The sequence below is a fragment of the Acetobacter cerevisiae genome, assembly GCF_001580535.1.
In the GTDB taxonomy this organism is placed as follows: domain Bacteria; phylum Pseudomonadota; class Alphaproteobacteria; order Acetobacterales; family Acetobacteraceae; genus Acetobacter; species Acetobacter cerevisiae.
Window position 1 is genome coordinate 18,975 of record NZ_LHZA01000148.1, and the last position, 20,111, is coordinate 39,085.

General features: G+C 57.2%; 19 protein-coding genes and 1 tRNA gene. 11 read left to right on the plus strand and 9 right to left on the minus strand.

What is annotated here, in order from left to right; translation table 11 throughout:
- Positions 1 to 24 precede the first annotated feature (24 nt).
- A complete protein-coding gene (nifJ, locus tag AD928_RS08925; protein ID WP_062249906.1) occupies positions 25 to 3,600 on the minus strand; it encodes a pyruvate:ferredoxin (flavodoxin) oxidoreductase in 3,576 nt (1,191 codons plus the stop codon).
- Between the two features lie 14 nt (positions 3,601 to 3,614).
- On the minus strand, positions 3,615 to 5,318 hold the full coding sequence (locus tag AD928_RS08930) for an NAD(P)-binding protein (RefSeq protein ID WP_062249907.1): 1,704 nt from the start codon (positions 5,316 to 5,318) through the stop codon (positions 3,615 to 3,617).
- Positions 5,319 to 5,668: 350 nt separating this feature from the next.
- Between AD928_RS08930 and AD928_RS08935 the strand changes: the two genes are divergently transcribed.
- From AD928_RS08935 to AD928_RS08965, 7 genes are all read left to right on the plus strand, one after another.
- Positions 5,669 to 6,652 (plus strand): HlyD family secretion protein, encoded by a 984-nt coding sequence (locus AD928_RS08935; protein ID WP_062249909.1) that lies wholly within the window; start codon positions 5,669 to 5,671, stop codon positions 6,650 to 6,652.
- A complete protein-coding gene (gene rbbA / locus AD928_RS08940) occupies positions 6,652 to 9,390 on the plus strand; it encodes a ribosome-associated ATPase/putative transporter RbbA (RefSeq protein ID WP_062249911.1) in 2,739 nt (912 codons plus the stop codon). Before AD928_RS08935 ends, rbbA begins: the two co-directional genes overlap by 1 nt.
- Positions 9,390 to 10,517: an ABC transporter permease gene (locus AD928_RS08945; RefSeq protein WP_062249913.1), complete on the plus strand. Its 1,128-nt coding sequence runs from the start codon at positions 9,390 to 9,392 to the stop codon at positions 10,515 to 10,517. Before rbbA ends, AD928_RS08945 begins: the two co-directional genes overlap by 1 nt.
- Positions 10,518 to 11,966 (plus strand): TolC family protein, encoded by a 1,449-nt coding sequence (locus tag AD928_RS08950; protein ID WP_062249915.1) that lies wholly within the window; start codon positions 10,518 to 10,520, stop codon positions 11,964 to 11,966.
- Between the two features lie 199 nt (positions 11,967 to 12,165).
- Positions 12,166 to 12,768 (plus strand): TetR/AcrR family transcriptional regulator, encoded by a 603-nt coding sequence (locus tag AD928_RS08955; protein ID WP_082779837.1) that lies wholly within the window; start codon positions 12,166 to 12,168, stop codon positions 12,766 to 12,768.
- Between the two features lie 775 nt (positions 12,769 to 13,543).
- On the plus strand, positions 13,544 to 14,935 hold the full coding sequence (locus AD928_RS08960; protein WP_062250001.1) for an NAD-dependent succinate-semialdehyde dehydrogenase: 1,392 nt from the start codon (positions 13,544 to 13,546) through the stop codon (positions 14,933 to 14,935).
- Positions 14,936 to 15,231: 296 nt separating this feature from the next.
- Positions 15,232 to 15,305: transfer RNA gene (locus tag AD928_RS08965), tRNA-Met, on the plus strand.
- Positions 15,306 to 15,933: 628 nt separating this feature from the next.
- On the opposite strand, the gene AD928_RS08975 is transcribed toward AD928_RS08965, so the two are convergent.
- From AD928_RS08975 to AD928_RS09000, 6 genes are read right to left on the minus strand one after another with little or no spacing between them, the layout of a single operon-like run.
- A complete protein-coding gene (locus AD928_RS08975; RefSeq protein WP_062249920.1) occupies positions 15,934 to 16,167 on the minus strand; it encodes a hypothetical protein in 234 nt (77 codons plus the stop codon).
- Positions 16,164 to 16,427: a hypothetical protein gene (locus AD928_RS08980; protein ID WP_062249922.1), complete on the minus strand. Its 264-nt coding sequence runs from the start codon at positions 16,425 to 16,427 to the stop codon at positions 16,164 to 16,166. The genes AD928_RS08975 and AD928_RS08980 overlap by 4 nt, the downstream gene beginning before the upstream one ends.
- A gap of 12 nt (positions 16,428 to 16,439) precedes the next feature.
- A complete protein-coding gene (locus AD928_RS08985; RefSeq protein ID WP_062249924.1) occupies positions 16,440 to 16,694 on the minus strand; it encodes a hypothetical protein in 255 nt (84 codons plus the stop codon).
- 1 nt (position 16,695) lies between these two features.
- On the minus strand, positions 16,696 to 17,178 hold the full coding sequence (locus AD928_RS08990; RefSeq protein WP_062249925.1) for a hypothetical protein: 483 nt from the start codon (positions 17,176 to 17,178) through the stop codon (positions 16,696 to 16,698).
- The gene (locus AD928_RS08995) at positions 17,175 to 17,429 is read right to left on the minus strand and encodes a hypothetical protein (RefSeq protein WP_062249928.1); all 255 of its coding nucleotides are present in this window, start codon (positions 17,427 to 17,429) and stop codon (positions 17,175 to 17,177) included. The genes AD928_RS08990 and AD928_RS08995 overlap by 4 nt, the downstream gene beginning before the upstream one ends.
- 2 nt (positions 17,430 to 17,431) lie before the next feature.
- Positions 17,432 to 17,890 carry a hypothetical protein gene (locus AD928_RS09000; protein WP_062249930.1) on the minus strand — a complete coding sequence of 153 codons (459 nt, stop codon included), beginning with the start codon at positions 17,888 to 17,890 and terminating at the stop codon, positions 17,432 to 17,434.
- Positions 17,891 to 18,043: 153 nt separating this feature from the next.
- Between AD928_RS09000 and AD928_RS09005 the strand changes: the two genes are divergently transcribed.
- The gene (locus AD928_RS09005) at positions 18,044 to 18,307 is read left to right on the plus strand and encodes a hypothetical protein (protein ID WP_062249932.1); all 264 of its coding nucleotides are present in this window, start codon (positions 18,044 to 18,046) and stop codon (positions 18,305 to 18,307) included.
- Positions 18,308 to 18,417: 110 nt separating this feature from the next.
- On the opposite strand, the gene AD928_RS09010 is transcribed toward AD928_RS09005, so the two are convergent.
- Positions 18,418 to 18,708, minus strand: coding sequence for an Arc family DNA-binding protein (locus tag AD928_RS09010; RefSeq protein ID WP_082779831.1), 291 nt, complete (start codon positions 18,706 to 18,708; stop codon positions 18,418 to 18,420).
- A gap of 88 nt (positions 18,709 to 18,796) precedes the next feature.
- Here AD928_RS09010 and AD928_RS15380 point away from each other — a divergent pair, with 88 nt between their 5' ends.
- The 3 genes from AD928_RS15380 to AD928_RS09025 are packed head-to-tail and all read left to right on the plus strand — an operon-like array spanning position 18,797 to position 20,049.
- Complete coding sequence (locus tag AD928_RS15380) at positions 18,797 to 18,997, plus strand: Arc family DNA-binding protein (RefSeq protein ID WP_156470167.1); 201 nt, start codon at positions 18,797 to 18,799, stop codon at positions 18,995 to 18,997.
- Between the two features lie 12 nt (positions 18,998 to 19,009).
- Positions 19,010 to 19,825, plus strand: a complete 816-nt coding sequence (locus AD928_RS09020) for a phage regulatory protein/antirepressor Ant (protein WP_082779832.1) — start codon at positions 19,010 to 19,012, stop codon at positions 19,823 to 19,825.
- 50 nt (positions 19,826 to 19,875) lie between these two features.
- Positions 19,876 to 20,049, plus strand: a complete 174-nt coding sequence (locus AD928_RS09025; RefSeq protein ID WP_156470157.1) for a hypothetical protein — start codon at positions 19,876 to 19,878, stop codon at positions 20,047 to 20,049.
- The last annotated feature ends 62 nt before the right edge of the window (positions 20,050 to 20,111 follow it).

Below are 20,111 nucleotides of genomic sequence, written 5' to 3' on the forward strand. Positions count from 1 at the left end.
CGGTTCTTTGAGACCCTGCGGTTTTCAGTTCACATCTTCCCAATGCGGCAGGAAGCGGCTGCCATCACGGGCGGCCAGATCCTCATACAGACGATAGCGCTCATTCAACGCCGCCTGCGCCTGATGCAGCATATGCGCGGCTGCTTCCGGATGCGTGCGAGTAAGCGTTTTGTAGCGCAGTTCCTGATAGGCATAGTCTTCCAGCGGGATACGGGGCCGGGTTGAATCCAGCCGGAACGGGTTCAGCCCGCTTTTGCGCATGGTCGGGTCAAACCGGAACAGCGGCCAGTAGCCAGAGGCAACAGCCCGGGCGGCCTGCTTCATGCCTGTCCGCATATCAATGCCGTGTGCAATACACTGGGAATAGGCGAGGATAATGGACGGCCCCTCATACGCCTCGGCTTCCCGCATGGCGATGACGGCCTGCTCCGGGTTTGAGCCCATCGCAATCTGCGCCACATAGACATTCCCGTAGGAAATAGCCTGCATGGCCAGATCCTTCCGCGGAGACCGTTTACCAGCCGCCGCAAATTTGGCGGAAGCCCCCAGCGGCGTAGCCTTGGAGGACTGACCACCCGTGTTGGAATACACTTCCGTATCCAGAACCAGCACATTCACATTCCGGCCCTGTGCCAGCACATGGTCCAGACCACCAGAGTCAATGTCATAAGCCCAGCCGTCACCACCAATAATCCAGACAGACCGGCGGATGAGGAAGTCCGCCACGGAAAGCAGCATGATGGCATCGGGGGCATCCACGCCCTCCAGCTTCTGCTTAAGAGCCGCAACCCGTTTCCGCTGCTCTGCAAAATCCGCTTCCGTATGCATGGAAGCGTCCAGCAGGGCTTTGGCCAAATCTTCGCCTACAAGAGCGGACTGTTTCTGTACCAACTGGCGCGCCAGAGCCGTCTGTTCATCCGCGGCAATACGGAAACCCAGCCCGAATTCGGCATTGTCTTCAAACAGCGAGTTGGACCATGCTACCCCGCGCCCTTCAGCATTGGCTTTCCAGGCATGGGCTGGCGTATTACCCGCAAAAATGGCGGAACAGCCCGTGGCATTCGCAATCTGAAGCCTGTCACCAAACAGCTGAGAAACCAGCTTCAGATACGGTGCCTCACCACACCCCGCGCAGGCCCCGCTGAACTCAAACAACGGCTCAAGGAACTGCACGCCTCGGACGTTGGCTTCATTAATACTGGCCCGATCCATATCCGGCAGTTTTTCAAAAAACGCGATATTCTGGCGTTCCTGTTCCAGAATAGGCAGTTTCTCTTCCATATTAATGGCGCGTTTTTCTGTTTCCGGCACAATAGCCGGGCAGTTTTCCACGCACACACCGCAACCGGTGCAATCTTCCACATAAAACTGGAGGGTAAAGCGAGAGTCCGGATACCCCCGTGCATTGATCTCAGCCGTTTTGAAAGACGCCGGAGCCCCTTCCAGATCCTCCACATCATACATTTTCGCGCGGATGACACTATGCGGGCAGACAATGCTGCACTGGCCACATTGCAGACAGGCATCCGGGTCCCACACCGGCACTTCCACCGCAATATTCCGTTTTTCATACTGCGTGGTGCCACCGGGGAATGTGCCATCAACCGGCATATGGCTGACCGGGATCAGATCTCCCCGCCCGGCCATGATCTCACCCGTCACCTGTTTGACAAACAGCGGCGCAGTCTCCGGCACAACGGGCGGCATCGGCACGGTGCCATTGGCCTGTGCCGGCACCTTGACTTCATGCAGGGCCGCAAGGGCCGCATCCACAGCGCGGAAGTTCAGCTGAACAACAGCATCCCCCTTCGCCCCGTAAGATTTCTGAATGGCCTTTTTGATTTCCGCAATAGCCTCTTCCGCAGGCAGCACATTGGAGAGATGGAAAAAGCAGGTTTGCAGAATGGTATTCACACGCGGGCCAAGACCCAGATTCAGCGCAACATCAGACGCGTTGATGACGAAAAACCGCAGCTTTTTGGAAACAATCTGATCCTGCACTTTTCTGGGGAGATGGTCCCAGACCTCCTCTGCGGAATAGGGGCTGTTCAGCAGGAAGGAGATGCCATCATTCGCTGCGCCCAGCACATCCCGCCGGAACAGGAAATCAAACTTGTGGCAGGCAATAAAATCGGCATGACGGATCAGATACGGCGCATTGATCGGGCTTTTGCCAAACCGGACGTGCGAGGCCGTCTGACCACCAGATTTATGAGAGTCATAATCAAAGTAAGCCTGCGCAAACCAGCCGGGTTTTTCACTCAGAATTTTAACGCTGTTCTTGTTGGCCCCCACGGTGCCATCGGCCCCCAGACCATAGAACAGGCAACGCACCGTGCCTTCCGGCTCAATGTCAAAGTTTTCATCATAGGTAAGGCTGGTGTACCCCACATCATCCAGAATACCGACGGTAAAGTGGTTTTTAGGTGACGGCCTGGTCAGTTCATCAAACACCGCCCGCGCCATGGCAGGGTTGAAGTCTTTGGAAGACAGACCGTAACGCCCGCCAATCACGCGCGGCATATGCGGGAAGGCCCCTTCCCCCACACCTTCGGCCAGCACGCCCACCACGTCCGCATGCAGCGGTTCCATCGGCGCACCCGGCTCCTTCGTGCGGTCCAGCACCGCAATGGATTTGACGCTTTTCGGCAAGGCATCCAGAAAATGCTTCGCCGAGAACGGGCGGAACAGCCGGACCTGCAGGACACCAACCTTCTGCCCCTGCTGGCACAACCATTTGGCGGTCTCCCGCACCACTTCCGCGCCCGAGCCCATACACACCACAACGCGCTCGGCATCCGGTGCGCCCTCGTAGCGGAACAGCTGATACTGGCGGCCTGTGAGCGCGGCAAAGTGATCCATCGTAGACTGCACGATATCCGGCACGCGCTCATAGAACGGGTTTACGGACTCACGGCTCTGGAAATACGTGTCCGGGTTTTGCCATGTGCCCCGGATAAACGGATTTTCCGGGCTCAGCCCGCGTTTACGGTGGGCCAGCACCAGCTTGTCATCAATCATGGCGCGAATGGTCTCATCCGGAAGCAGATGCAGCCCGTTATATTCGTGCGATGTGCGAAACCCGTCCGTGAAGTGAATGAACGGAACACGCGCCGCCAGCGTAGAAGCCTGCGCAATCAACGCCAGATCATGCCCTTCCTGCACGGTGCCTGCGCCCAGAATGGCAAAACCCGTGGCACGCACAGCCATGATATCCTGATGGTCCCCAAAGATGGAAGACGCCCCGGCCGCCAGCGCACGCGCCGCGACATGAAAGACTACGGAGGTCAGTTCCCCCGCAATCTTGAACATGTTGGGGATCATCAGCATAAGACCCTGTGAGGACGTAAAAGTGGTGGTCAGCGCACCACTTTGCAGGGAACCATGCACACACCCGGCTGCCCCACCTTCGGCCTGCATTTCCTGCACCACCGGGATCGTCCCCCAGATGTTGCGGATCCCCTGATCCGACCAGGCATCAGCCAGTTCCGCCATGGTGGAGGACGGCGTGATGGGATAAATGGCACAGACTTCGTTTACCCGATACGCAATATGGGCAACTGCGGTGTTGCCATCCATGGTCACACTTTGATCGGTCATGACGCTTTCCCTTCTCACGCGCGCACTTTGAAATCGACCGGCGCAATGGGTTCGCCAAGGCTGCCGGTGGTCGCGTTTTCATCCTGTGGTTCAGGCTGCATTTCTATGGCGTGGCAGGGGCACTGGGCGGCACACAGCGCACAGCCCGTGCAGAGATCGAGAGAGACCTCATACCCCTTCCCGCGCCCCAGCCGGGTAATGGCCTGCTCCGGGCAGGCGGCAAAACAGTTGTCGCATTCAAAGCAGTTCCCGCAGGACAGGCAGCGGCCAGCCTCATAGCGGGCCTCCCGCTCACTCAGCCCGGCAGTGACTTCTTCAAACGTGTTGCGGTCCGTCAGCGGGCGTTCCTGCTGCGTGCGGCGCGGCGCATTCCGGTAGTCCGGCAGATGCAGCATGTCGAAGCTCACCACCGGATGACTGGCCGGGTGCACGTAGGTCTCGCCGTTCAGATAGGCATGAATGGCGAGGGCGGCGCGTTTGCCGTGCCCTGTCGCCGTTGTCATGGTCCGTGCACCGCCAATGCAGTCACCGCCTGCAAAAATCCCGGCCTCACCGGTCATCAGCGTGGTGGCGTCCACCGCAACCGTGTCATTTTTCTGCACGGTGATTTTGGGCATCGTCGCCAGCAGGGACAGATCACTATGCTGCCCCACGGCCATCACGACAGAGTCCGCAGCCAGCGTGGTGATCTCGCCGGTAGGCGTGACGCTGCCATCCGCATTCATGGTCACGTTTTCAACGGTAATGCCGTCCGCGCCGAAGTGATCCACGACATTCAGCCAGCGAATTTTTACACCCTCGGCAAAGGCTTCCGCAGCCTCACCGGGCAGAGCTTCCATATGGTCTTTATCGTAACGGAAGACGATCACAACATCTTTCGCGCCAAGGCGTTCAGCCGTGCGCGCGGCATCCATGGCCACGTTGCCACCGCCCACAACGGCCACCACACGGCCAAGCTGCGGCTTTTTCTGCTCGCTGACATCATCCAGCAGACTGACGGCGTCAACCAGACGCTTACCGTCGCCGGTTGGCACGTTCAGGTGATTGGCCAGTTGCGCGCCCACAGCCACAAAAACGGCATCAAACCCGCCCTCAGCCTTCGCGTTAGCCAGATCCTCCACTTTCACGCCGCATGTCAGCGTCACGCCCGGCATGGCGGCAATCCGGGCAATTTCCTGCTGGAGCTCTGTGCGCGGCAGGCGATACGCCGGAATACCGTGCATCATCATCCCGCCCGGTTCCGCTGCCGCATCCCGCACCTCTACCGCATGCCCCTGCCGCGCCAGATGATAGGCGCAGGACAAACCAGCGGGACCAGCCCCGACAATCAGAACCTTCTTGCCGGTTGAAGGCGCAGACTCAAACGTCCAGCCATTTTTGAGTGCTTCATCCCCCAGAAACCGCTCCACCGCATGGATGGAGACTGACTCATCCAGAGACCCGCGGTTACACCCGCTCTCACACGGATGGTAACAGGCGCGCCCATGCACGGCAGGCATGGGGTTGTTCGCCACCAGCGCACGCCAGGCCTGCTCATACTCTCCGGCCTGCGCGTGGGAAAGCCAGCCCTGAATATCCTCACCTGCCGGGCAGGCCTGATTACAGGGCGGCAGAAAATGTTCGTAAACCGGCTGTTGCCACCGTCGGCTTCCTACACCGCGCCGCGCTGTGTCCTGCATAATCTGCGTCATATCGTGGAGCTTCATAGGCACTGTCATTCCCCCGTCGCGTGCGGCACGAAATTTAAGGCACTGAGCAAAACTGCAGCAGGCACGCCCGACACGTCATTCAGGGTGCCACCATATAAAACACGAACACTCTGTCAACTTTGCAAATTTATGAAAAATGAAGAATTTTTATGGATTTATTGATCTAGATTATTGCACCACGGAAAAAGCTAAGTTTCCGCGTGAAACCAGCGCCAATCCAGACTTAAACGGTTCCGTATGACGCTCAATCAGGTTCTGAATAATAACTTGACGTTTCCGTCATAAATTAAGCATAGTGCCGCCTCCATACATGACACCTCATCATCACCCATCTGCTTTTTTGCCATACAAGGTTTGTTGTGAAAGCTCCTGTAAAAATCGCGATTATTGCCGCCTCCCTTCTTGTGATCGCTGGGGGAGCCTTTGCATGGCACCATCATCAGCTGGCCGAAAGCGTGCCTGAAGGTATTCTCTACGGAAACGGGCGGCTGGAATTTACCCTCGTGGATGTGGCCGTAAAATATCCAGGTCGGGTTACAAAACTTCTGGCGCATGAGGGCGATACCGTCGCGGCCAATCAGGTTCTCGCGCAGGAAGATACCGCCACCGTGCAGGCCCAGTATGATCAGGCTGCCGCCCAGCAAAGCCGCGCCAGCAGCGCGGCAGACCGCGCCACAGCGGAGCTATCAGCACATCAGGCCTCCCGGCACCTTGCGGAGGATGAACTCCGTCATGCACAAACCATGCGTAGGCAAAACCTTGTTTCTGACATGGAAGTCACACAACGGCGCACCCAATTTGAATCCGCTCAGGCTGCCGTCCGCGCCGCGACACAGGGTGTGCAGGAAGCCCTGCATGCAAAGGAAGGCGCTGCCGCACAGGTCCGGCAGATCCAGACCATACTGGATGATATGACAATCCGTGCGCCCGTCGCAGGCCGCATTGAATATCGCATTGTGGAACCCGGCAGCGTGCTGGCACCGGGCGGGCGCGTGTATTCCATGCTGGACCCGGTTGACCCGTATATGACTCTCTTCTTCCCCACCGCCGCCATGAGTACGCTCAAGGTGGGGGATGAAGCCCGCATCAAGTTTGACGGCGTGGCCTCTCCCGTGCTGGCCACCGTCTCCTTTATTGATAGTCAGGCCCAGTTCACGCCCAAATATGTGGAAACGGCGACAGAGCGGGAGCAGCTTGTCTATCGCGTCAAACTGCGCGTCACACCGGAAGAGCAGCAGCATCTCGGGGCACTTCTGAAGGCAGGCATGACGGGTGAAGGCTATATCAGGCAGCGCCCGGATGCAGCATGGCCCCAGGCAGCTCAGCGGAGCGGCGCTGAGTAATGAGCGCCCCTCCGTCTGAAATCCGTGTAGAGGGCGTGCGCCATGCCTATAATGGCCGCGACGTTCTGCATGATGTTTCGCTCACCCTTCCCGCCGGGCAGACCATTGCCTTTGTCGGGCCGGATGGTGTTGGCAAATCTACCCTGCTTGGGCTGATTGCCGGCGTGCGGCGCCTGCAAAGCGGCAGCATCCACACGCTGGGCGTGGATATCAGCAACAAGGCCGAGCGTGAGGCATTTCTCAGCCGCCTCGCCTTCATGCCGCAGGGTCTGGGGAAAAACCTCTACCCAACCCTGTCCGTGCGCGAGAACATTGACTTCTTTGGTCGCCTGTTTGCGCTGGACGCCACCACCCGCGCCAATCGCATTACGCATCTGCTGGACTCAACCGGCCTTGCGCCCTTCCCCAACCGGCCTGCCGGCCAGCTTTCAGGGGGTATGAAGCAGAAGGTCAGCCTGTGCTGCTCTCTGGTCCATAACCCCGACCTGCTTATTCTGGATGAGCCCACCACCGGCGTGGACCCGCTCTCCCGCCGCCAGTTCTGGGCGCTGGTAGACCAGATGCGTGCCGAGCGGCCCTCCATGACCGTAATTGTCTCAACGGCCTATATGGATGAAGCCGAGCGCTTTTCCTGGCTGGTCGCCATGAATGACGGACGCATTCTGGCCTCCGCTCCCACAGCGGACGTTAAAAAACAAACCGGCACCACCACAGTGGAGGCCGCCTATACCTCCATGCTGCCGGAAGCCGACAAGAAGGAAATTTCCGACTTCACCATCCCGCCCTATCAGGATGATGGCAGTCCCCCTGTTATTGACGCGGAAAATCTGACCCGCCAGTTCGGTTCGTTCAAAGCAGTGGATAACGTCAGCTTCCGCATCAAACGCGGCGAGATTTTCGGCTTCCTTGGCTCCAATGGCTGCGGCAAATCCACCACCATGAAGATGCTGACCGGGCTGCTGGACATTACCAGCGGCACGGCCACCCTGTTTGGCCGCAAGGTCACACCGGGGGACATGTCCACGCGCATGCGCATTGGCTACATGTCTCAGGGCTTCTCACTGTATGAAGAACTGACCGTCCGGCAAAACCTGATGCTTCAGGCTGAACTCTTCCGCCTGCCGGTCGCCGAGGCCAAAAAGCGCGTCGCAGACATGCTCTCAAGCTTCAAGCTGGATGAGCACGCCGACAGCCGCCCGACGGGCCTGCCACTCGGCATCCGGCAGCGCCTGCAACTTGCCGCAGCCTGCATCAACTCCCCCAACATTCTTATTCTGGATGAACCCACCTCCGACGTGGACCCGGCTGCGCGAGACATGTTCTGGAAGCATCTTGTCGCCCTCTCGCGCGACCAGCATGTGACCATTTTTGTCTCCACCCACTTCATGAATGAAGCGGCACGCTGTGACCGCATTTCCCTGATGGACAAAGGGAAGGTTCTGGCCATGGGCACCCCCGATGAAATTATTCAGGAAGCCCACGCTGCCACGCTGGAAGATGCGTTCATCGCGTTCCTCGAGCATGCAGGCAACAGCGTCAACGCCGCCAGCACGCCGCAGCAACAGGCTCCCGCCAGCACCGCTCCGGCACGCAAAATCCCACCCTACATCCGCTGGTTCTCGCGCTGCTGGGCCTTTGCCCGGCGAGAGGCCGTGGAACTGACGCGCGACCGCCTGCGCCTGATGTTCGCCATCCTTGGCCCGACCATTCTGCTGCTCATTTCGGCCTATAGCGTCTCGTTTGACATCAACACCATTCGCTACACCGTGGCGGATTATGACCATACCCACGCCAGCCGGGAACTCGTCGAGCAATTCCGTGGATCGCACTATTTCCATGAGACCGCCTATTCTCCCGACCGGGAGACTGTGGAAACCCGTATTCGGCAGGGGCAGGTTGCCCTCGGGCTGGATATTCCCGATGGCTTCGGGCGGGATCTGGCGGCAGGCCGCAACCCGACAGTGGGCGTGGTGATTGACGGCGCAATGCCGTTCCTCAGCGCCAACGTCCGCGCCTATGCGGACGCCGTGCTGCTGACCTACGCCGCCAGCATGCAGAAGACGCTGCCACCCTCCGCTATGGCGCATCTGACACCTGTCAACATTGTCCCGCGCTTTGTCTATAATCAGGAATTCCGCAGCATCTACGCCATGACGCCGGGCACCATCATGCTCGCTCTGATCCTCATCCCTACCATGCTGACAGCGCTTGGCGTGGTGCGCGAGAAGGAGATTGGCTCCATCATGAACCTCTATGCCTCCCCGGCCAGTTCCGGGCAGTATCTGGTGGGCAAGCAGCTCCCTTACGTGATGCTGGCCATCATCGCCTATCTGGTGCTGGTCGTGTTGTCGGTCACTGTGCTGGGCGTGCCACTCAAAGGTTCCTTCATTGGTCTGACCATCGGGGCGCTGCTCTATATTCAGGCCTGCACCGGGCTGGGGCTGCTGATTTCAACCTTCGTCAGCTCTCAGGTAGCGGCCATTTTCGGCACGGCCATCATCTGCCTGATCATGTCCGCCAACTTCTCTGGCCTGCTCTATCCCATTTCCACCCTCACCGGCGTGACCTACTACCTTGCCGAGACGTTCCCGGCCTCATGGTTCCAGCTCATCTGTCTGGGCAGCTTTACAAAGGGGCTGGGGGTTACGTCCTTCCTCTCCATGTATGCCGCTCTGGGAATGTTTGCTGCGGTTTACATGCTGGGAGCACGCCTTTTCCTCAAGAAGCAGGATTCATAATGCTGCGCTGGGTCATGAATGTCGGCCTGCTGTGCCGCAAGGAATTCTACAGCCTGATGCGGGACTTCGTCCTGATGGGGCTGATTGTTTTTTCCTTCTCCTTTGCCATTGTGCTGGTGGCGCATGGTGTGAAGATCGACGTCTCCAACGCCACCGTGGCGTTTATTGATGAGGACCATTCAGCCCTCTCCCGCCAGCTCCGCTCCGTGGTGCTGCCGCCTTACTTCAAACCGCCAACCCTGACGGACCGCGCCAACAGCAAGGCTGGCATGGATAACGGCACCTATAACTTTGTGATTGATATCCCCCCGCGTTTTGAGGTGGACACGCTGGCAGGCCGCACCCCGGACATACAGGAACTGATTGACGCCACCGCCATGACACAGGCCGGGCTGGGCGCTGTCTATCTGCAACAGATCTTTATGGGGGAAGTGCAGGCTCAGCTGCATTCACCGGACCTGAACAAGCTGATGCCCTTCCATGGGGAAAGTCGTATCCGCTTTAACCCCAATAGTGAATCCGCATGGTTTACCTCCGTCATGCAGGTCGTCACCAACGCGACGGTTCTCTCTATTGTTCTGGTCGGGGCTGCCGTTATCCGAGAGCGGGAACACGGCACCATTGAGCATCTGCTGGTGCTGCCCGTCTCGGCCAGTCAGATTGCTGTGGGCAAAATTCTGGCTAATGGCGCGGTCATCCTTGTTGCCAGCCTGCTCTCCCTCTGGCTGACGGTACATCTGTGGCTTGGCGTGCCCATTGCGGGCAGCCAGTTCCTGTTTGCCGCCTGCCTCATTCTGTATCTTTTCTCCGTCACCTCTCTGGGCATGATGCTGGCCACCATCGCCCCCAACATGCCCCAGTTCGGACTGCTGGTCGTGCCGGTGTATGCCGTGGCCTATCTGCTCTCCGGCGCGGCCACACCGGTGGAAAGCATGCCGGACCTTGTGCAGTCCCTCGTGCGCTTCTTCCCCACCACCCAGTTCGTGAAAGTCTCACAATCCATCCTGTATCGCGGTGCTGGCCTTGAGAGTATCTGGCCCTCGTTGCTGGCCATTGTGTGCTCCTCCACTCTTTTTCTTGCCATGGCGCTGCTCCGCTTCCGCTCCATGCTTGCCCGTCAGGACTGAATGCCGATGTCTTTTTCAGCACCTTCCGCCCGCCTGCTGCTCACCACGCTCCTGTGCTCGGGTGTGGTCGCCTGCTCCCCTTTCAAGACTAAAATGCCTGCCTCACAGGTCGCTGTGCCCACGCAATTTACGGCAGCACCAGCCTCTACGCAGGCCACCGACCTTACCGCATGGTGGACCGCCTGGCAGGACCCGCTGCTGAACCAGCTTGTGCAGCAGGCTCTGGCGGCCAACCCGGATATCCGTGTGGCGCAGGCCCGCGTGCAGGAATCCCGCGCTTATACCCAGATGGCCAAATCCGCCCTGTATCCAACCATAGGAGCCACAGCGGGCATGATGGGCGGCGGTGTAGACTGGCGGCACCCGGTTCCACCGCTAATGAAAATGGCAGCCCCGAATATTCAGGACCCCGCAACGGATGGTCACCTTGCAGGCATCACCATGGCGTGGGAGCCGGATATCTGGGGTGGCAACCTGGCCAAAAAGCGCGGTGCAAAGCAGATGGCGCTGGCGTCAGAAGAGATGCTGCACGGCACCCACATGGCGATTGCTGCCGATGTTGCGGCCAATTACGTCACGGCGCGGGGTCTGCAACAGCGGATTGTGCTGCTGGACCAGTCTGTCAGCACGCTTCAGTCTCTTCTGCGCTACGCTTCTGCCCGCTTTGATGCCGGCCAGACCACGCAGGCTGATCTTGAAACCATTCGCGGACAGATTGCTCAGGCACAGGCTCAACGTCCCATGCTGGTCTCATCTCTGGATGCCTGCCGCCACCGGCTGGCCATTCTCTCAGGCCAGCCGCCCGAACAGGCTCCGGACCTCTCCTCTCCGGCCCAGTATCGCGTCCCTGCCCCACCGACGACCGAACTGCCCTCCACCGTTCTGGAACGCAGGCCAGATGTCCGGCTGGAAAAGCATGTTCTGGAAGCCAATCTGCAACGGTTGATCAGCACCAAGACCGACCTCCTGCCCCGCTTCGGGTTAGAGTTTTTCGGGGGTGATGGCCGCTTGCGGTTTGACGGAATTCCCGGCGTTTCCGGTTCCGGGGGCCTGATGGCGGTCAATGCCTACCTGCCCATTTTCACCGCAGGGCGGATACAGGCCAAAATCCAGGCGTCCGACGCCCAACTGCATCAGGCTCTTGCCACGTATGATCAGACCGTCCTGACGGCTCTGGCGGAGGTGGAAGATGCGTATGAAAGCCGGAGCAGCGCAGACCAGAACATCACCAGCCTGACAGCGGAGGTCACCGCGCTCACACAGGCGACCTTTCAGGCGCGTGGATTGTATGAAGGCGGCCAGTTTACCATGCAGGACGTGCTGACAACGCGCATCAAGAAGATTACCGCGCAGGATGATCTGGTGAGCGCGCAAACGCGGCAGGCACTCAGCACCATTCAGCTTGCCCGCGCTCTGGGTGGCGGCTGGAGCAGCCAGTCTCCCTCATAGCCGGCACGCTTGCTTTCCGTATGACATTGGAACACAAAGATTATTCAAGGATTGAATAATAGCCACCCCGTCACTCAGCCTAAAAAGGCCTGAAGGAGCCTAAAAAGAATTGAGCACCCAGCAGCAGCCCTCTCCCCAGGACGTTCCCGTAGAAGCGCCCGCCAAACGGAAAGCCTACCGAACCTCCAAGAAGAGAGAAATGACAAGAGCCTTCAAGGAGGAGGCTTTTGAGCGTGCGGCGTGGAATGTGTTTTCAACCATCGGGCTGGATGCCGCAACGGTGCGGGACATTGTCTCCCTGAGCAATGTTTCCCCCGGCAGCTTCTATAATTATTACAAAACCAAAGAAAAAATCTTTGATATCCTGCTGATCAAAGTTGCTGATCGCGTCAAGAATATTGTCCTGCAATCGCGTTGCCCCATGGATAATCTGGAAATGATGCTCACCAGGAGCCATCAGGCCGTTCTGCGCGAACTGATTAGCATTAACGGCGCACCGCGCTTTTTTGAACTCAACCAGCACCATATCCGCGCCCGCCTGTTCACCATGAAGGAAACGCGGGACATGCTGGAAGACCTCAAGCAGAACATCCTGCGCCTGATGCCTGTGAAAACCATCTCACCAGACCGGCTAAGCTTTATTGCCGCCACCCTTCTGACAATGGGCCTTGAATCCCTTCTCTATATGGCACGCAATCCGCTGCTGGATATTGATGAAACCGCCCGCCTTTCAGGCTGTATGGCCGCAGGTAATGTCCGGGGGGCCATGGCCTTCCTCTCTGAAATGCAGTCCGGGGACTGAACAAACGCCCCGCTTGCTGCCGACTTGTGGACTGCGCCCTCTAGAGTGACGCACTTTAGAAATGCAGACTCATCTATATTCAAATGGATATAGAATACTGCGCAAATTTCCCGACAAATCTTCTCTAACAAGACAGAGAACATCTTTTTCACCCTGCCGATCTTGGCATTTCTGTCCCGAACAAGAGAAAAATCGACATGATCCGCCCCACTCGTTAGATAAAAAAAACGAATGAATCGATTTCTTTTTATTCTACTGCCCCACACAAAGCATCGACCAACAGTTTTCTGAATCAACTCCCCAGAAAATATATTTTCAGAAGATAATTTCAAATATCATGTAAATAAAGAAGGGTGACCTTACAATCCATGAAAACACCAAAATTTCTAACCACTTAGACTTGTTAAAATAATGTCATTGTCATCACGAAATTATGATATTGTCCAGATCATGCCGTTATTTCCATACTGATTCAGATTAAGTGTTATCAAAAATCCCATATTATTTATATATTGACCATGTCTATATCCACACATATACAGACAAACACCAACTGAACGGTTTGCAGCAGCAGTGAGCGAGGCCCCCTTTTGCTCCCCCTACACAGGGTTTGCAGAAGCGCACCCCCTTTCTGCCGGAAAGTGACCGGTCTATATTTTTCTCAGGCCTAAGGGTTGGCGATGATGCAGCGTGTCTCACTCTGCTCGTCCTGATCGGATACCGCAGCGGCGGGATCGCTCTCCTTTTCCTGTTTTTGAGTTTTTATGAGGTACTAATGGCTTACGCGACAACGAACCCTTATACAGAGGAAGTGGTTGCTACTTTCCCTGAGGCAACAGATCAGGAAGTTCAGACTGCGCTTTCCGAGGCCCATGCTGCCTTTGAAAAATGGCGTGACACATCTTTTGCTGAACGTGCGCGTATTATGAACGCCGCCGCCGCCATTCTGCGGCGTGACATTGACAAGTATGCCGGTCTGGGCACGCTTGAAATGGGCAAGACTTTTGCTGAATCCAAAGCTGAAGTCATTCTTTCAGCCGAAATTTTTGAATATTACGCAAAATATTCGGAAGAGCTTCTGAAGCCGGAAGCCCTGCCCGTAGCTGACCCTGCAACCGGCAAGGCCCAGCTGGTGCATGAACCGCTTGGTATCGTGTTCGCCGTTGAGCCGTGGAACTTCCCGTTCTATCAGGTCGTCCGCATCATCGCACCGCAGCTTTCTGCCGGTAACGCCGTGCTGCTCAAGCATGCGTCCAACCTGCCGCAGTGTGCTGCCTCCTGTGAAGATCTGATGATCGAAGCCGGGCTGCCCAAGGGTCTGTTCCGCAACCTGTACACGGCCCGCTCTCACACGGCCATGATCCTGGAAGACCCCCGCGTTTGCGGTGTGGCCCTGACGGGTTCTGAAGGTGCTGGCTCCATCATTGCTGGTGTTGCCGGTAAAGCCCTGAAAAAATCCATGATGGAACTGGGTGGCGCAGACGCATTCATCGTTCTCGATGATGCTGACGTTGAAAAAGCCGCCAAATGGGCTGTCATGGGTCGCCACTGGAACGCTGGCCAGGTCTGTGTGTCCGCCAAGCGTCTGATTGTGGCTGATGCGATTTATGATCGCTTCCTGGACCTGTACAAAAAAGGCGTTGCCGAGCTGAAGGCTGGCGACCCGATGGACCCGTCCACCACGCTGGCTCCGCTGTGCTCCCGCGCGGCAGTTGAAGATCTGCACCGTCAGGTTGAAGAAGCCGTCAAGCATGGCGCCAAGGTTGAAGTCATCGGTCCGGAAATTCCGGAAAAAGGCACCTTCTTCCGCCCGCTGCTGATGACCGGTCTGGACGGTGAGAACGCAGCACGCCACTGGGAATTCTTCGGCCCCGTGACGCAGCTTTACCGCGCCAAGGACGAAGCAGATGCCATCCGCATCGCTAATGACTCCCCCTATGGCCTCGGTGGCGCTGTCTTCACCAAAGACGAAGCCCGTGGTGCCCGCGTTGCAACCAAGATCCGCACCGGCATGGTCAACATCAACCACCCGCTGATCCCCAAGGCCGACCTGCCCTTCGGCGGTGTGAAGCGTTCCGGCTTTGGCCGCGAGCTGGTTGGCCTTGGCATCAAGGAATTCGTCAACCACAAGCTGATCAACATCGTCGATATCGACGCTCCGGCCTAAATAGCCATATAATCGGCAGATTTCTGCCACTTGTAGCCTTAAGAGCCTGCCCAATCTGGCCATTTATGGACAGAACAAGACAAGAACATTCTTTTCAAATTGGGCAGGCGTTGGGCAAGAATTTCTGCTTGTACCCCACCCCCAACCCGTACTATGCTCACGGGGCTGCGGCGGCGTGGATGGACACGCAATACGGGACAGTTCGGAGCTGCGCTCCAAATCAGGCCACGGCCCCCATTGAACGGCGGGGAGTTCGTATCACGAGCCGGTATCAAGCCCGGCCCGCAGCAACATGACGTAGGGTGGAGCAGTTCGGTAGCTCGCTTGGCTCATAACCAAGAGGTCGCAGGTTCAAGTCCTGCCCCTGCAAAAGATGCGAAGTGCTTGCTGAGTGATCCCTATGGGCAATCCTCAACCAACCATGGAGCATGCCGAGGACGGAAGGCGGATGCCGTGACAGCCGGAGAGACGGCAACATAATCCGGTGCTAGGCGCAAAGGTGTGTAGGCGCTTCGATCCGCAGGATCGGCAAAAGCGCGGCGAAAGCCTGAACAGGTGTGGCGGATACACCGACCGGAGCCAGTTTCTGGTTCCAACCGTCAAGTAATCCTTGATAGCTAGCCGAGTAGACCGGGTCGCTCCCGGCAGAGGTAGGCCGTCGCGGAGCCGCCGCAGACGGTGGAAGCCCGTCAACCATTTGGTATTTCCCAAAAGTTCGATCCGCCATAAGATGACTGAGGCGCGATAACCAGCAACACTCAGTTATTGCGCCACCTTCTTCTGGCATGCCCTTACCTGATCACGCAGAACCACGTCCTGCCGGGCGATTTCCGGCAGCGCGACAAGCGCTGGGTTCGTGGTGATTTCTGTTGCAGCCTGCCTCTGAAAGTCAGCCGTCCAAGGTGTGATCTGGGGGCAGATTGGCTTTACCGTTTGCCCAGAACAGGCGCAGAGACAGAAGGAAAAGAAAAGCCCGTATAGGCCCATTGCGCCCTTTTTCATCCGGTCCCCGCGTCCAGCCGGTCGAGCAGCTGCTCTTTACTCTGCGGCCCCTCGGCTTGAGCCTTAGCCATATTGGCCTCAACCCAGGTCACGATTTCCGCATCAGTTGCTGCGTGCTCACTGGTTGTCACGCTCTGGGCATTGCGGCCCGCTTTCGTCGCATAAGCCACAAGCCAGATGAGCACCCCAATCGAGATGATTGCGAGTGCCCACCAGAAATATGCGCTCATGCGCCGCCGGTTGCCGCCGTGGCCGTGCCGGGTTTCGTCTTGGCGGCCTTGATGGTCGCGTTGACGCCAGACAGGATCTGCGTGACGCCATCAACAACGCCTGTCACGTTGAAGTTCACGTTGCGCTCAAGCAAAGTCAGTCCGACCGTAACCAGCGAGCCAACGTCGGAGATATTTGCCTCCACAGTCCCGGAGATTGCCTTGCCGGAAACGGTGGTGAAAACGGATTCACCTGCGGTAAGAAGTGCTTGTGTATTCATGGTGGGTTCCAGTCAATTTTTGGGTGTTGTTTTTGCGGCAGCATCGTCAGCATTAGCCGCGTGCTTGCCATTCAGGCCCAGCTTATTGATGGCCTGATAAAGGGGGAGCCATTTGCTGCCATCTTTAGGCCGGGGCCAGAAATACGCAGCCAATGCGCATGCGCTGACCACGAATGAGCCAATTACGCTTGCCGCAGCGGCCCACTGAGCCGGGAGCATGGGCAGAACGTAATTGAATACGGATGCCAGGATCGTTGTTGGGTCCATATCAGGCCTCCATGGCCTCGCGGAAATACGGGACAGCCTCGGCTGCAATCCCGGCCCCGCCTTCCGTATTGTAGTTCCGCTTCCAGAAGGCAGCCCATCCCGCAGCATCATTGACGGCGGGGAGCGCATCGGACGAACGGTACGTGTGAACGGCGCACATGGCGGCGGCATAGATGGGCCGATCTACCAGCCGCGCCGCTTCTGGCTTGGCCCCGCTCAGGATGCCCAGAAGCGCTGCCTGCAGGTCTGGCCGGTAGCGAATGAAATTGCGCCACATGTCATCATGCGTTGCGGTTTCCATCTGCCAAAAACCCTTGGCTGTTTCTGCCGGGTTGGTCTGGACAAGATAGCGATACCCGCTCTCTTTATTGCCAATGCCCAGCACACCCTGCATGCGGGAAAGGTTATTCAGCGCAGGAGGAAGCGATGCCAGCGCGGGCCGCACCCATAAATCCCGCACGTGAGGAAGGTAGAGGCCGCTCATTGGGTGATCCAGTGCAGGAAGTAAGCCACTCCTGCGGCAACGCCCCCACCAAGCCCAGACCCGCCCGCAATGAACATGGCGCGGACAGACTGGCCTTTCCGTACTTCCGTCAGAATCTCTGCCAGCGTTGTTTTCTGCCCCTGCTGCTCATGCTCGACGATAGCCAGCCGCTCGTTCGTGATCTGCTGCTCACGGCGGATTTCCATACCCTCATCTCGGGTCATGTAGGCCTGAGCCGCATCAGCCGTCATGATCAGTACTCGCACCGGGCGTTGACGGTGACGGCTGTAGCGTTCCCGTCTGCACGTTCCACGGACAAAGCCGAGGCGTCAGTAAGGCCATAAAAAACGTAATATGTTCCGGGGAATACGGGCTGCGCGGCACCAGAGCCCCCCTGCTGCACCTGCACAGTGGTGTCTGTGTTGTTGGCAATCGTCATCTGTTTGCAGGACTGGGCGGGGAATGGCGTGTAGCTGGCGGATGTGGAGATGCTGAGGTTTGCGCCGCCGGTGAAAGTGGGGGAGACGGGAGAAATGGTCGATGAACCACCACTGCCCCCAGAGCCAGACCCGCCAAGTATTACAACAAGTGGGTTTTTGTCCGTTCCTGTGCGCTGCCCATACTTGAACAGCTCAACAGGAGCGGCTGCCTGCGTCTGGGCAAGGGCCGGAGTGGCAATAAAAAGGGAAGCGGCAAGCAAAAGCAATCGCATGGGGCAACATTCGGTAGAGCGAATTGTGCCGCCAGCGCGAAGCGTGCCGTGGGGTGAGTCTAGTACAGGTTGTGGGTTGGGGGCAAGGAGAAAGGGGTTGCCTATTTCTCAAACGGCAGGAATCAATCTTCCCTTTAAAAGGAGAAGAATCTTATGCCCCAGATTACATCAGAGTGGATATTTGGAGCATTATGCGTATTAATTTACGCAGTTTATTATGCAGGAAAGAAAATAGAAAAAGCCATATTCGATGTTCAGGTTGAAATATCCTGCATGGACAAGAACATGCGAGACATTTTTTATGACAGAATGACTGGCAATGCCTTAGAAAATATAAATAGCAGTATTATGGATTTACAAAGCAAAGTTGAAAATATTAACAATAAAATTGATCCCCCTTTTAGATCTCTCCCTTGAAACAGATTTTATTTTTTCTCCACAGATCAAGACGAACACCAGGCAATCTAAGGAAAGGGGCAGATATCTTTGACCCGCATGACAATGCTGGCATTGTTGGGGTTGTGGAGTCAGGTATTGCCTTCTGCCTTGTCGGCCAGCCGCTCGGCGACGGCGCGAAGGGCCAGCCGCTCACCCTCGTTCATGGCTCGCCACATGCGGACCAAGGAGCGCTCATTATCAGTCAATTCCTCACCCTCATCTAAGGCGTGAGCGGAGAGCGAGAGATATACACTCTCTTCAAGTCTCTGAACGATTTCCGCATTCATGGAGTGTGAGCGTAAATCAGCCTGTGCCTTGAGATTATCAAGGAGGGCACGTGGCATACGCAGGGTGATCGGTACTCTTCGTTCATCGCTCATGATGACTCCATAAACCAAATTGACTGCATTTTCCAGTTGACAACCAAAATGGTGTCATGCCTTATGGATGTGCAACCATTATGGTTGGATGGAGGAAAAATTGAGAACCGGGACGCAAATGAAAATACGCCTGCCCCCCGAAGTGCATGCGCACGTTAAGGAAATGGCAAGTCGACAAGAGCGCAGCCTTAACGGGCACATCGTCTTCTTGCTTCGGCAGGAAATGGAAAAAGAAAAGGCGTCAGGCCCAGCCGTAGGAAGCAAACCTGACGCCTCTGACAGTGAATAAGGAAACACTGATATGAGTTCTATTACCACAACATCGGCCCCAAATTCTAGCCCAATGATGTCCAGCAAGGAAATTGCTGAACTGACAGGCAAGCGGCACGATAACGTAGTGCGCGACATCAAAGACATGGTTTCGCAGATTTTAGGCCATTCCTCAGATTTGAGGAATGAACAAATTCAAGGAGTTACGGTAGAAAAAGACCATCGTGGCTTCATCAAGGTTATCCACCTCGACCACAGCCACACCATTACGCTCATCACTGGTTACGATGCCCGGCAGCGCAAGAGGGTGGTGGACCGCTGGCTTGAGCTTGAAGCTAAACCAGCCATCGCCCCCGAAACCCCCGAAATGCTAGCCTTCCGTGCTATCACGGCTTTGCAGGGCAAGCTGGAAGTGATCGAGGAGCAGGCCAAGTTACAGGCGGCTATGCTTGAGGCGGCACAACCCAAGGCTGCCGCGCTGGACGCAATCTCAGAAGCGGAAGGCGATATCGGAGTGCGGGATGCCGGGAGGGAGTTAGGCGTCGGCGTGTCTAAGGTGGTTGCATTTCTGCTGGATCACAAATGGGCCTGCCGTGAAGGCGAGAAAAAGAAAAAGCTCCGTCCCGCACATTATGGTCTGTCGCAAAAGTATTGCCGCCTTGTGCCAAAGGCCTACCCGGACCGCCATACTGGAGAGACCTGCATCGGCCACGACTTCAAGATTACGACCCGCGGCCTCGCCCGTCTGGCCATCCTGCTCTGCGGCACCAACTCGGAACCAGCCCGGCGACTGAACGGCATGAAGGAGAAAGGTGCGCCTGTCCCTTTTGCCAAAACGCCAGCGTAAGTGCCGTAGTGGCCAGCCACCCCTTCGGGGGTGGCAACGCTGGCGGGAAGATGAATTGCTACACCCTCGCGTCAAACCTTGGCCTGACACTGCGTGTCGTGGCGGATATGGAAGAAGGGAAGCTCCCGTCGCCAATGGCGCGGGAATATCTGCAAGCTGGCGCAAGAGCCATCATGCAGATGTGGCGCGATCTGGAAGAGCAGGAGCAAAAAGCCATAGCCTAAGAAGACCCTACCCCCGCGCCGCTACTCTGTGGTATGTGGGGGTATGGTTCTGCTCTACGTCG